At 64.6% G+C, this 13,073-nt stretch carries 12 protein-coding genes and 1 tRNA gene; 7 read left to right on the forward strand and 6 right to left on the reverse strand.

Annotated features, from left to right (window positions below):
- Positions 1-416 precede the first annotated feature (416 nt).
- Positions 417-947, forward strand: a complete 531-nt coding sequence (locus ACZY0R_RS30805; protein WP_488863734.1) for a hypothetical protein — start codon at positions 417-419, stop codon at positions 945-947.
- Between the two features lie 141 nt (positions 948-1,088).
- Entirely contained in the window at positions 1,089-1,373 is a 285-nt protein-coding gene (locus ACZY0R_RS30810; RefSeq protein ID WP_488863736.1) for a hypothetical protein, read from the forward strand.
- Positions 1,374-1,648: 275 nt separating this feature from the next.
- Here ACZY0R_RS30810 and ACZY0R_RS30815 read toward each other — a convergent pair whose 3' ends face one another.
- From ACZY0R_RS30815 to ACZY0R_RS30825, 3 genes are all read right to left on the reverse strand, one after another.
- Complete coding sequence (locus ACZY0R_RS30815) at positions 1,649-1,897, reverse strand: hypothetical protein (protein ID WP_488863738.1); 249 nt, start codon at positions 1,895-1,897, stop codon at positions 1,649-1,651.
- Between the two features lie 131 nt (positions 1,898-2,028).
- Positions 2,029-2,103: transfer RNA gene (locus ACZY0R_RS30820), tRNA-Arg, on the reverse strand.
- A gap of 110 nt (positions 2,104-2,213) precedes the next feature.
- Positions 2,214-2,600, reverse strand: coding sequence for a YXWGXW repeat-containing protein (locus ACZY0R_RS30825; RefSeq protein ID WP_488863740.1), 387 nt, complete (start codon positions 2,598-2,600; stop codon positions 2,214-2,216).
- A 992-nt stretch (positions 2,601-3,592) separates the two neighbouring features.
- Here ACZY0R_RS30825 and ACZY0R_RS30830 point away from each other — a divergent pair.
- A complete protein-coding gene (locus ACZY0R_RS30830) occupies positions 3,593-5,536 on the forward strand; it encodes a DEAD/DEAH box helicase (protein WP_488863742.1) in 1,944 nt (647 codons plus the stop codon).
- A 122-nt stretch (positions 5,537-5,658) separates the two neighbouring features.
- Here the strand turns inward: ACZY0R_RS30830 and ACZY0R_RS30835 are convergent, their stop codons facing one another.
- Together ACZY0R_RS30835 and egtD are read right to left on the reverse strand one after the other, a co-directional pair.
- Positions 5,659-6,918, reverse strand: coding sequence for an SUMF1/EgtB/PvdO family nonheme iron enzyme (locus tag ACZY0R_RS30835; RefSeq protein WP_488863744.1), 1,260 nt, complete (start codon positions 6,916-6,918; stop codon positions 5,659-5,661).
- Between the two features lie 141 nt (positions 6,919-7,059).
- Positions 7,060-8,151, reverse strand: coding sequence for an L-histidine N(alpha)-methyltransferase (gene egtD, locus ACZY0R_RS30840; protein WP_488863746.1), 1,092 nt, complete (start codon positions 8,149-8,151; stop codon positions 7,060-7,062).
- Between the two features lie 633 nt (positions 8,152-8,784).
- On the opposite strand from egtD, the gene ACZY0R_RS30845 reads away from it, so the two are divergent.
- From ACZY0R_RS30845 to ACZY0R_RS30855, 3 genes are all read left to right on the forward strand, one after another.
- The gene (locus tag ACZY0R_RS30845; protein WP_488863748.1) at positions 8,785-9,483 is read left to right on the forward strand and encodes a TerC family protein; all 699 of its coding nucleotides are present in this window, start codon (positions 8,785-8,787) and stop codon (positions 9,481-9,483) included.
- A 174-nt stretch (positions 9,484-9,657) separates the two neighbouring features.
- Positions 9,658-10,452, forward strand: coding sequence for a thymidylate synthase (locus ACZY0R_RS30850; protein WP_488863750.1), 795 nt, complete (start codon positions 9,658-9,660; stop codon positions 10,450-10,452).
- Complete coding sequence (locus ACZY0R_RS30855; RefSeq protein ID WP_441626892.1) at positions 10,449-10,949, forward strand: dihydrofolate reductase; 501 nt, start codon at positions 10,449-10,451, stop codon at positions 10,947-10,949. The genes ACZY0R_RS30850 and ACZY0R_RS30855 overlap by 4 nt, the downstream gene beginning before the upstream one ends.
- A gap of 56 nt (positions 10,950-11,005) precedes the next feature.
- Here the strand turns inward: ACZY0R_RS30855 and pmbA are convergent, their stop codons facing one another.
- Positions 11,006-12,373: a metalloprotease PmbA gene (pmbA, locus tag ACZY0R_RS30860; RefSeq protein ID WP_488866272.1), complete on the reverse strand. Its 1,368-nt coding sequence runs from the start codon at positions 12,371-12,373 to the stop codon at positions 11,006-11,008.
- Between the two features lie 57 nt (positions 12,374-12,430).
- On the opposite strand from pmbA, the gene yjgA reads away from it, so the two are divergent.
- Positions 12,431-13,048: a ribosome biogenesis factor YjgA gene (gene yjgA, locus ACZY0R_RS30865; protein WP_488863752.1), complete on the forward strand. Its 618-nt coding sequence runs from the start codon at positions 12,431-12,433 to the stop codon at positions 13,046-13,048.
- The last annotated feature ends 25 nt before the right edge of the window (positions 13,049-13,073 follow it).

Raw genomic sequence — 13,073 nt, forward strand, 5'->3', positions numbered from 1 at the left:
GCCAAGCAAAGTGCCCGCGGCGATCAACATCAAGAGAATGGGTTTCAAGGCTCGTTCCACAGGGGGATTATTGATTTGTCGACAGCATACCGGTCGCCATCCAGCGCATCTGTAAAAAATCGTGAACACGCGCAAAGCGTCTCAATCCCCAACGCGCAGGCATTCACCGTTATCGCCGCTATCGTGGCCCCATGCCGGGGTCACATTGAATCCGTTCAGATCGCATCTGTCCAGCCCGAACGCCCCTTCGTAAGGAGACGCGTAGCAGAGCCGCAGAAATGCGCCGCAGGCAACGGCAATGGCGAGAACGGTAGTCATTTGTCGGCAATCGGAATTAAGCGTTGGGGGCAAACAGGCTACCAGCGTCGACCAATTTCAATTGCAAAGAATAGTCGGCAAAAAACCGAGGTGCTCGCATGATGGTCCGCCGCGAATACACCACCTTTGACATGTGCTCAGGCCTGGGCGGCGGCGCCAAGGGCTTCAAGAAGGCCGCGTCGCGCGTCGGCAACATGGTCGCGACCTGGCGCTGCGTGGGCGGCATCGACGTGGACCCGGCAGCCGCGCGCGACTTCGAGCAGATCGTGGGCGTGCCCTGCACCGTCATGGACCTGTTCACCCGTGCGATGTACGGCAAGGAGCCGCTGGCAGGCTGGCGCGAAGCCACGGCAGCCGACATCCGGCGAGCCGCCGACAACGAGACACCCGACTGCGTGTTCATCTCGTCACCGTGCAAGGGCGCGTCCGGGCTGCTGTCCGAGGCCTTGAGCCGCACGCCAAAGTACCAGGCCCCCAGGCATGCGGCGCGAGCGCGGCGATCACTACCTGACCGGTGGCCACTATGGCGTGGTGGGCTGGGATCAGTCGAGCGGCGCCGTGTCGGCAGCTGCTGGGCACGACAACGGCCGGTGGTCGGTGGCGGACCCTCGCCTGCCCGCGGCGAATGACAAGCTGATCGCCATCATCCGGGCGCTGGACGGTACCTGGCACCGCCCTTTCACCACGCTGGAACTGGCCGCGCTGCAGTCGCTGATCGAGCCGGAGGAATACCGGGCCCCGCGTTCTACCGCGCCGACTATCCAGACAACGTGCTTGGCAAGTACGAGAACTTGCCGCCGGCCGAGGCCATCACCTGGAAGCCGAGCATCCACATGCCCCGCGCGCTGTCGCGGATCCTGCTGGAGATGAACGCCGTGCGCGTCGAGCGGCTGAACGACTGCAGCCAGGAAGACGCGGAGGCGGAGGGGGTCCAGTGCGATATGTCCGCCCTCACCTTCCGCGACCATTTCCACGCCCTTTGGGACCGGATCAATAGCACCGACGCGTGGGCGGCGAACCCCTGGGTGTGGGTGGTGGAGTTCAGAAGATGCTAGTCGTCACAGTCAACGCCGATCTGGTCAATCTCTCGTTTCGCAACTCGATATGCGTCATCGGTAGCGATCACTTCCGAGGCTCCGGGCTCCTGAGTGTTTTGCCTGTGTCCGCGCCCACGGATGACATACAACCAGTCCCACCGATCGCTTGCGACATCTTTCACCTGGATAGAGCTATCCCGGCCGCTGTACTTGAAGTTCATATGTGCCTCCCCGAATTTCCGAGGACCGTAGCACCGAGTGTGATTGACCCGAATGGCGATACGGTTCGTGAATCAGTGAGAGTCTGGGTTCGCCCGGCCTTCGTCTATCAGCTTCTCGGCATAGTCGCGCGCATGCTGCCACGCCTCGCCTTCGGAAAAGTACTGCCCAGGCACGGGTTCGTGCTCGAATATCTTGATCGAACTGCCGTCCGCCGCCTTCGCACAGATCGTCACTTCGCCATGCCAAGGCCCACCGGTTGGGGACGTTGCGGAAGCCTCATACCAGTGATCCTTGTAGTACGTGAAGCCTTGGAGATCCATAGCTTTCTCCAGTTGTTCAAGAGAATCGTAGCACGGCGGATGCAGGCGACCCAAGGCGGACCCTGGCGAACGCCGAAAGCCCACGAGGCCTTGATTTTCCTGGGAGTGGAGAACTTCTACGAACCATACTATGGTCCCGCCGGCAGGAATCGAACCTGCATTTCACGCTTAGGAGGCGCGTGTTCTATCCATTGAACTACGGCGAGAGGTCAGACTCCGCGGACATGCCGATGCGCCTTGGTGGCGCCGATCCGGGAGCAGGCCCGGAGTATATCAAAAACCTCACCGCCCAAGGAATGCGAAGGCACCGCCCTGCTCAACACTCGCCTTTCTTGGCGTGACCCGGCGGGCAGTGATAGCCCTTGTCCTTCTTGCCCGGCTGGCCATCCCAGCGCTCGGGCACCAGCACCCAGCCGTCGCGCGCCTGCACCCAGCGCGGCGCTTCGTAGACATAGCCTGCGCGCTCGCGCTCCCACTTGCCCTTCTTCCATTTGTGCTTGTGGCCGCGATCATCCCAGTCCCAGTAGCCGGGCGCCCAGACGTAGCCAGGGCGCGCCACGGGAACAACTTCATAGACGGGGGCCGGCGGCGGCACGCCAATCAACACATTGACCGATACCTGCGCATGTGCCGCAGGCGCCATGCCCAGTGCGCCCATCAAGCCAGTTACAGCCGCCGCGCACAAAAGAACCCTTCTCGTCATCGCTATCTCGTTTTGTCGGTTTCAGGCTCGAGAATAACTTGACGCGGGACTTCCGGCTGTTAGCAAAGGTATCAATGGATTACCCGTGCAACATATGGGTCAGCTTGGCGGAGGCCGGGAGTCGCGCTTGAGGCGCCCCAAACCCGGAGCACCAACGAAAAAGCCCGCCAGTACACTGGCGGGCTGGTTGCGGACGGTCCGGACCATCCAGGTCAACGCCGGCGCTATCGCGGCAACAGCCGTGCAAGCAGGTTTTCCCATGATTCCGCCCATGACGCGGACGTCCCTCCGGACCACCCGGAGAGCCGAAGGAAAGCTGGCAATGACGCCGACTGCTGCGATATCAGCGGCTAGCAGCACTTAAAGCAAAGCGCCGAGGAAGGTCAGCAGGTTCTCATTGGTCCGCCACCTTGCCGGGCATCGATGCGCCCGACGGATTCAGTATAGGCAGGCGGCCTGCGGATGCAATATCGAATGCGGGATCGGTAAACCCCCATGAAAGCGCCCAATGAGTCTCAAAAGTCGCCATTCAGCACCTCAAAGTAATTCCTATCGCAGTGCAACAAATTTACTTTTGTTTCTGCTATAATTCGCGCCGTGAGTTCGCACTGTGAGTTGTGCAACACGTCTACCGGTTTCTTCCGGCAGGCGATACCGCCCCCGCTCTCAAGCTCTGCTCCCCGGTCCCGCCGGCTGGCCTTGCCTTAAAGTTGTTGAATAAAGGCCAAGTGGTGATACCCGACAGAACGCATTTCTCACCGACGTCGCCTCGTCTCCGATCCTGTTGAATAGCTCTACAGAGCTGTTTGCCTGCCAGGGACCGCGCGCCCGGCCTTGTGCCCGGTGTCGCCCTGCCTGCCGCCGTACTGTCAGCTGTGTCTGTCGTAACGGCCTCACCGATTGGCGCCGAAGCCTTTTTAAGACTTTGCACTGCGCCCGCCCCTGTTCGCTAGTTCGGCATGGGGTGCCATGCATTTAAAGAAAACTACGACATGACCCAGCACGACATTCGTGCGGAGCAAGCTTTTGCCTCCGCCGCCGACGCATCGACCGAAGCCGCCGCCATCGCCACGCCTGCTATCCAGGAACCGAGCCCGCTCGACAAGCTCGACGCCATGCTCAGCCCGGAAGCCGTTGCGCCTGCCGCCGCCGCTAGCGTCAATGCCGAGAACGGCTTTGCCAAGCTTGGCCTCGAAGAAGCAATCCTGCGCGCCCTCGTTGAACTGAACTACACCACGCCGACCCCGGTGCAGGCACAAGCGATTCCCGCCTTCCTGGCTGGCCGCGACCTGTTGGTGTCCAGCCAGACCGGCTCGGGCAAGACCGGCGCTTTCATCCTGCCGGCCATCCAGCGCATCAGCGAAAAGGCTTCGCCGAATCGCCCGCGTTCCGATGATCCGGTAAAGCGCATGAAGGGCAAGCGTCCCCGTCCGTCGCCGGCGCAACCCGCGCTGCTGGTGCTGACCCCCACGCGCGAACTGGCCCTGCAGGTGACCGAAGCCACCGCCAAGTACGGCCGCCACCTGCGCCGCATCGTGTGCGCCAGCATCCTGGGCGGCATGCCCTACCCGAAGCAGCTCGCCGCGCTGTCCAAGATGCCTGACATCCTGGTGGCAACGCCTGGCCGCCTGCTCGACCACGTCGAAGCCGGCCGCATCGACCTGTCCGCGCTGGACATGCTGGTGTTCGACGAAGCCGACCGTATGCTCGACATGGGCTTCGCCGACGATATCGACGCCATCGTTGCCGCTACCCCGGCCACCCGCCAGACGCTGATGTTCTCGGCCACGCTGGACGGCCGCATCGCCCAACTGGCTTCGCGCCAGCTGCGCGACCCGCAACGCATCGAAATCGCCGCGACCCGCGCCGACCAGAGCAATATCGAACAGCGCCTGCACTTCACCGACGACATGTCGCACAAGGAAAAGCTGCTCGACCACCTGCTGCGCGACGCCACGCTCAAGCAAGCCATCGTCTTCACCGCGACCAAGCGCGATGCCGATTCGCTGGCCGAGCGCCTGTCGGATACCGGTTTTGCTGCCGGCGCGCTGCACGGCGACATGACCCAGGGCGCGCGTAACCGCACCCTGACCTCGCTGCGCCGCGGCAACCTGCGCATCCTGGTGGCAACCGATGTGGCTGCACGCGGCATCGACGTGCCGGACATCACCCACGTGGTCAACTTCGACCTGCCCAAGCAAGCCGAAGACTACGTGCACCGTATCGGCCGTACCGGCCGTGCCGGCCGCTCGGGCGTCGCCATCAACCTCGTGAACCATGGCGACATGTTCCAGTGGAAGCGCATCGAGCGCTTCACCAACAACCGCGTCGACGCTTCGGTGATCGAAGGCCTGGAACCGCGCCGTTCGCCCAAGCCGCGCTCCGGCTTCGGCGGCAAGCCGGGCGGTGACCGCGGTGGCTACCGTGGCAACAGCAATGGCGGCGGCTATCGCGGCGGTGAAAACCGCAGCTTCGGCGACCGCAAGTTCGGCGGCGGTGAAAGCCGCGGCTTCGGCAGCCGCGACGGTGCCCCGCGTCCCGCAGGCGACCGCCCGTTCGGCGATCGTGACGGCAACCGTGGTTTTGGCGACCGTGGCGGCTTCGGCAACGCCAATGGCAACAGCACCGGCTATCGTGGCCAGGGCGCGACCGGCGGCCAGCGCAGCTTCGGCAACGAAGGCGGCTACCGTGGCGGCGACAACCGCGGCTTCGGCAACCGTGACGGCGCGGCTCCCCGCAGCTTCGCCGACGGCAACCGTGGCCCTGGCAACGGCGGCAACGGTGGCTACCGCGGCGGCGAAGGCCGCAGCTTTGGCAACCGCGATGGCAACCGCGACGGCGCGCCCCGCAGCTTCGGCGACGGCAACCGCGGCGGCTTCGGCGGCCAGCGCAGCGGCAACGGCAACACCGGTGGCCGCTCGCGTTTCGAGCGTTAATTCGCGCGGCTGAATGGATGCGCCGCCAATGCGGCGCTCCATCGCAAACAAATGAAAAAAGCACCTTCGGGTGCTTTTTTCATTTGGCGGAGATGTCAGCCGAAGGGGCCTGCCGGCCCTCTCTATATGGAACAGCTGCGAAAGCCCACGAACGCGAAATCGTCCTCCGGCAGCAGCGCCAGCCGCGCGCGCGCATGGTGCTGACGCGCCACGCCGGCGAACGAGGCACCGCGCACCACCTGGTGCGTGGCGAAGCAGTCAACGAACTCCACATCGGCCGGGCCAGCGACAAAACCGGCATAGGGCTCGTAGGGGGTCGCCGTCCACTCGCGAACCATGCCCCAGCGCAAGCCGCCGCGCGCCTGCACCGCCGCCAGTTCCCATTCCGCTTCCGTCGGCAGGCGCCGGTCCGCCCAGGCGCACCAGGCCTGCGCCTCGAACAGGCTGACGTGGCGTACCGCCTCGTCAGGATTCAAGGTGCGCAGGCTGCCGAAGCGCAACGCCATCCACGCCCGGGACTCCGGATGCCGGGCCCAGTAACGCGGCGCGGAGCGGTCCTGCATCATCAGCCACTGGTGCCCCGCCGCCGTCCACCATGCTGCGCGCTCATAGCCGCCGTCCTCGACGAAATCGAGAAACTGCGCATTGCTGACCGGCGCGGCATCCATCTCGAAAGCTGGCACATAGGTCGGCTGCGGCGGCAGTTCGTCGGGCAGCGCGAAGCCATCCGGCTCATTCCAGCCCTGGATGAATCGCCCACCGGGAAACTGCAAGGTGCCGCCGTGCGGTACCGACACGGAAGGCAGCGCCACGGCCGGCTCCACCGGCGCCATGCCCACGGCCTGCAGCAGCGCAGCCAGGGCCTCGCCCTGGCGGTCTTCGTGAAACAGCGCGCGACGCCATGCGTAGAGCGTCGCATCGCCATCGTCCGGTTGCGCCGCCAGGCGGCGCAAGGTGGCCTCGAGCACCTCGGCGGCATAGCGTTTGACCACCGCTACGTCGGGCAGCGCTGCCTCCCAGCGGGCATCGGGATCGATGCGTTCGGGATCGAACCATTCGTCCGCGCCAGCCAGCAACGAAGGAACACCGGCGGCCTGCAACGGCAAGCCGTCGCGCTCCAGCGTGCGCACATCGCGCAGGCACCACCATTCGGCATGCCAGGCGACATGGCCCAGCGTCCAGAGCGGCGGGTTCGCAAAATCCTGCCGAGGCACTTCCCAACCGCGCCGGCTCTGGCCGAAAGCGGCGAGCCAGGCAAGGGTGCGGTTGCGCGCTTCCACCAGCGCCTGCGCCAGGCCCTCGCGCGGCAGCCTTCGGGCGTCGGCCCAGACGGTCTTGCCACCATTGAAATGAAGGTCGGGAAGCATGGAAAAGCCGCTCATCAAGAACTCTGACGGTGAATGGGATTGCCCACGGTTGATTTGCCCGGCGGGCGGCGGGCATCATGCGCCGCGCCCACGAGGAGAGATGCGGGCATTATGACACCAGCACCATCACCGCCCGCGCAGCACCCGCCGGCGTGGTCAGGCCCTCGCGTGGAACACCGCGAACCAGCCGCGCGGATCGGTCCACCAGACCGGATCGTCGAAGCCCGCAGCCTCAAGGAGTGTGGCGAAATCGTCCGGCCGGTACTTATAGGAATCCTCGGTGTGAATCCGCTCGCCGGCGCAAAAGCCGCGGCTGCCTTCCGGCCAGCGCACGGTGACATCCCGCCCGGCCCGCAGGTGCATCTGGATGCGCGAGTTCTCGGGGTCGAAGCTGGCCGCGTGCCGCCAGTCGTCAAGCTGGAAATCGCTACCGACGATGCGGTTCAGGTTACGCAGCACATTGCGGTTGAAGGCGGCGGTAACGCCTAGCGGGTCGTCGTAGGCCGCCACCAGCGCCTGCTCGTCCTTGAGCAGGTCGACGCCGATCAGCACGCCATCCCCCCTCCCCGCGGCCGCCCGCAGACGCTGCAGCAAGGCCCGCGCCTGCTCCGGCGCGAAGTTGCCGATGCTGGATCCCGGATAGAAGAACAGCCGGCGCCCGCGCCTGACTTCCGGCGGCAGGTCGAGCGGCACGCACAAGTCGGCGCCGAGGCCGAGCATGGGAATCTGCGGATGCTGCTGCTGCAGGCAGAACAAGGTGCCGCGCAGGAACTCCACCGAAATGTCGAGCGCGACGTATTGCGCCGGCTGCAGGCTGCCGAACAGCCGCGCCGCTTTCTGGCAATTGCCCGCGCCAAGGTCGATCAGTACGCAGCCGCTGCCGGCACGCGCGGCCATGGCAGGCGCGAACTCGGAGAAGACCGCGGCCTCCGTACGCGTGGGGTAATACTCGGGCAGATCGGTGATGGCCTCGAACAGGCGCGATCCAAGTACGTCATAAAAGAACTTGGGGCTGATGCTGGCGGCGCGGGCCAGCAGACCGCGCGTGATCTCGCAGCGCAGGGCACCGCTGTCCTCATGGTACTGCTGGATGAAATCCAGCCGCGGTACCGGATTCGGCAGTGCGTGTCCGTTGGCGATGACGGCAGTGCTGGCCTGGCTGCCGTTGGGTTGCAGGGCCGAGGTGGCGTTGCGGTTGGATTGGGAATGGCTGTGGCGTGGGTTCAACGGGGTCGGGACGGCCGGCATGACGCTTCCTTGTTGGTCGATGGCAATGCATGAAACCCCCAGGTGCCCGCACGTCACGCATGCGCGGGGCTGGCAAGGGATACGCCTCCGGTGACGTCTGGGGCGCATCGGCCAAAAGCCAGTCTACTCAGAATAGCTGGCGCGCGCGGAGTGTGCTTACCGCGATGCACAAACCCTTCGGGGCGCCGCATTCTTCACTAAGAATGACACGGAAAGCGCCATGGGTTCGCATATCGTCCTGCCGGCGCCCAAGGAACACTGTCAGCCCGGCGATGGCATCGCGATATCCGACACAAAGTGCGCCTTGCTAAATATTCACAACAGCACAAAACATGTGGCTTCGTTTATAATTCGCCTCAGCGTTTCCGCTTCGGGCCTGTTCCGAACGGATTCGTCCCTCAAAGGGGAGTAGCTCCGGGGCCCAGCCCTTAGCACAATCGTCATTCCGAGGCTGATCACAAATAGTCTCCGGTTGTGCTGACCGCGCCAACAACCATATGGCGGTCGAGCAAGACCTTTGCAACCTGGTTTCATGGTTTGCAAAGGCGCCCCCACAGCTCCCAACCAACATGTCTCCAGGCTAACCCGGTGTTTGCGCACGGCTTTTGGCTATCGTTGTTTCGAGGAGATTTTATGGAATGGTTTACCGATCTGTTCACGATGCAGTTCCTGACGGCGCTGCTGTCCATCGTCGTCATTGACCTGGTGCTTGCCGGCGACAATGCCATCGTGATCGCGCTTGCCGCGCGCAACCTGCCGCCCCACCTGCAGAAGAAGGCCATCGTCTGGGGTACGGTCGGCGCAGTCGTGGTCCGTTCGGGCATGACGATCGGTGTGGTCTGGCTGCTCAAGATTCCTGGCCTGCTGCTGATCGGCGGCGTGGCCCTGGTGTGGATTGCCTACAAGCTGCTGTCCGACGACGGCAATGGCGACGAACATGGCGCGGGCGCGACCACCCTGGTGGGCGCGATGAAGACCATCATCATCGCCGACGCGGTGATGGGCGTGGACAACGTGCTGGCAGTCGCAGGCGCGGCGCACGGCAGCTTCCTGCTGGTGGTGCTCGGCCTGCTGATCAGCATCCCCATCGTGGTGTGGGGCTCGAGCCTGGTGCTCAAGCTGATGTCGCGCTTCCCGTCGGTCATCTTCGTGGGCGCCGGCGTGCTGGCCTTCACGGCAGTCAAGATGATCGTCAGCGAGCCGCTGGTGAAGGAGTTCTTCAACACCAACGCCCTGGCTTACTACGGTTTGTTCGTGCTGGTCATCGGCGGCGTGCTCGGCGGTGGCTACCTGGTGCAGAAGCGCCGGGCTCCGACCACGGCGGCGCAGTAATGCGCGATGGCGCCAGCACCTGAGGGCGCCGGACCATGAAAGGAGGGCCGCCGCGAGGCGGCCCTTTTTGCTTTGCGATAAAATGCTAAGCCTTTAGCAATTTGCTAACCCCCGGGCAGATTGCCCCATTACGCGCACAACGCTGTCGCGTCACTTTCCCCAACACCCGCGCCGATGAAACAGTACCTCGACTTCATGCGCCATGTGCAAGAGCATGGCACCGAAAAGGCCGACCGCACCGGGACCGGCACTCGCTCGGTGTTCGGCTACCAGATGCGCTTCGACCTGCGCGAAGGCTTCCCGGTGGTGACCACCAAGAAGCTGCACATGAAGTCGATCATTCACGAACTGCTGTGGTTCCTGCAAGGCTCGACCAACATCAGGTACCTGAAGGACAACGGCGTCAGCATCTGGGACGAATGGGCCGATGAAAACGGCGAATTGGGACCTGTCTATGGCTCGCAGTGGCGCGCATGGCCGACGCCGGACGGCCGGCACATCGACCAGATCAGCGAACTGGTGGCGCAGATCCGCAGCAACCCGGACTCCCGCCGGCTGATCGTGTCGGCCTGGAACGTGGGCGAGATTCCACAGATGAAGCTGCCGCCCTGCCACGCCTTCTTCCAGTTCTATGTGGCCGAGGGCCACCTGTCCTGCCAGTTGTACCAGCGCAGCGCCGATATTTTCCTGGGCGTGCCGTTCAATATCGCCAGCTACGCGCTGCTGACGCACATGATGGCGCAGCAGACCGGGCTGGAAGTGGGCGACTTTATCTGGACCGGCGGTGATTGCCATATCTACAGCAATCACGCCGAACAGGTGGCAACGCAGCTGGCGCGCGAGCCGATGGCGCTGCCGCAACTGAAGATCCTGCGCAAGCCGGACAGCATCTTCGACTACAAGTACGAAGACTTCGAACTGGTGGGTTACGAGTCGCATCCGGCCATCAAGGCACCGGTGGCCGTATGACGCTGTTGACCCTGATCGTGGCGAAGGCCCGCAACGGCGTGATCGGCCGCGACAACACCCTGCCCTGGCGCTTGCCCGAGGACCTGGCGCACTTCAAGCGCACCACGATGGGCGCGCCCATCGTGATGGGCCGCAAGACCTGGGAATCGATCGGCCGGCCGCTGCCGGGCCGGCGCAATATCGTGGTGAGCCGCAACCGCGGTCTGCGCATCGAAGGCTGCGACGTGGCGAACTCACTCGAGGAAGCGCAGCGGCTATGCGTCGGCGTCGAGCAGATCTTCCTGATCGGTGGTGCGCAACTGTATGCCGAGGCGCTGCCCAGCGCGGACCGGCTGGTGGTGACCGAGATCGATGCGGATGTCGAAGGCGATGCGGTGTTTCCCCCCATCGACCCGCAGCAGTGGATCACCACCGCGCGCGAATCGCATCACTCGGAAGCGAATGGCTTCGACTACGCCTTCGTTACCTACGAGCGCCCGCCGTCCGGCGAGGAATAAGACAATGCCGGTGTGAAACGCGCGGCGGCCCGGGAACCAGGGCGCCGCCGTTGCTTTTAGTTGCCCGCGATCGTCATCTGCTCGATCAGGATCGAGCCGGTTTCCTTGGTGCCGCGTACCAGCGAATCGGCGCCAACCGCCACCATCTGGCGGAACATCTCCACCATATTGCCGGCAATGGTGATCTCTTCCACCGGGAACTGGATCACGCCGTTCTCGACCCAGTAGCCCGAGGCGCCGCGCGAGTAATCGCCCGTCACGTAGTTCACGCCCTGCCCCATCAGTTCCGTCACCAGCAGGCCGGTGCCCAGCTTGCGCAACATGCCCGCGAAGTCGTCGTCCGGCGCGGTCAGCGAGCTGGACAACGTCAGGTTATGCGAACCGCCGGCATTGCCGGTGGTTTTCATGCCCAGCTTGCGGGCCGAGTAGGTGGAGAGGAAATAGCCTTCCACCACGCCGGCGCGAACCACATCGCGCGCGTGGGTCTTCACCCCTTCTTCGTCGAAGGGGGCACTGCCCATGGCGCCCGGCAGGTGGGGCTGTTCGTGGATGTGGATGTGCGGCGCGAACACGGCCTTGCCCAGCGTGTCGTACAGGAAGGTCGACTTGCGGTACAGTGCGCCGCCGGACACGGCCTGCACGAAGGCGCCGAGCAAGCCCGCCGCCAGGGGTGCCTCAAACAGCACCGGGCAACGGCGCGTGGACAGCTTGCGCGAGTTCAGGCGGGCCAGCGAGCGTTCCGCGGCATAGCGGCCGATGTCCTCGGGCGCGGCCAGTGCGTCGGGTGCGCGCTTGGACGAGTACCAGTCGTCGCGCTGCATGCCGCTGCCGGTACCGGCGATCGGCGCGCAGGAAATAAAGTGGCGGGAGTACGGGTAACCGCCCGTGAAGCCGCGCGAGGTGGCCAGCACGAACTGCGAATGCTGGGCCGACACGCTGGCGCCGTCGCTGTTGCGAATGCGCGGCGAGACCTCGAAGGCGGCGGCTTCGGCGCGGCGCGCGATCTCGATGGCCTGTTCGGCGTCGATATTCCACGGGTGGAACAGGTCGAGATCCTGCGGGCTGCGTTCAAGCAGTTCCTCTTCGGCCAGACCCGCGCAATCGTCTTCGGCGGTAAAGCGGGCGATATTGTAGGCCGCTTCCGCCGTGGCCCGCAGCGCCGCGGGCGAGAAATCCGAGGTGCTGGCGTTGCCGCGCCGCTTGCCGATCATGACCGTGACGCCCACCACCTTGTCGCGGTTCTGCTCGATGGTTTCCACCTGGCCCTTGCGCACCGAGACCGACAGGCCGCTGCCCTCGGATATCTCGGTTGCCGCGTCGGTGGCGCCCAGCTCGCGTGCCACCCGCAGCACATCGGCGGCCATCTCGCTAAGCTGGGCCTGGGTATAAGTGAAATGGGTGGTCTGGTCGGCGGATTGATCCATTGTGGGCGCGGTCATCAAAAGTCCAAACAACAATCATAGCAAGATAAAATGCCACCCATGACGCGAAACTCCCGCACCTCCCCCCGGAACGCCTCCGGCTTCCCCGGCCAGTTCGCCCCCGAACCGGCCGAAGACGACGACCTGCCCAAGAGCAAGTCCCAGAAAAAACGCGATATGCTCGCCCTGCAGGACCTGGGCGTGGAACTCGAAGCGCTGCCCAAGGACCGGCTGGCGCGCGTGCCCATGCCCGAAGCGCTGGCCGACGCCATCCGCGACGCGCGGCGCATCACCAACCACGAAGGCAAGCGCCGCCAGATGCAGTTCGTGGGCAAGGTCATGCGCAAGCTGGACGACGACGAGGTCGATGCCATCCAGCGCGTGCTGGAAGGCTTCAAGGGCGCCAGCAAGGCCGAGACGGCCAAGCTGCACCTGGTCGAGCGCTGGCGCGAACTGCTGCTGGCGGACGACGCCGCCCTGACCAAGTTCCTGGCCGAGCACCCGGCCATCGATGTGCAGGCGCTGCGCAACATCATCCGCAATGCGCGCAAAGAGCACGAGATGGGCAAGCCGCCGCGCTATTTCCGCGAGCTGTTCCAGGCCATCAAGAATGCGCTGGAGAGCAAGAAGGCGGCAGCATCCGACGAGCCGCAAGCCGAGCCGGACGCCGAAGAATAACCAGGACGCCAAACCCATTGGGGAC

It is taken from the genome of Cupriavidus sp. F041 (genome assembly GCF_057814235.1).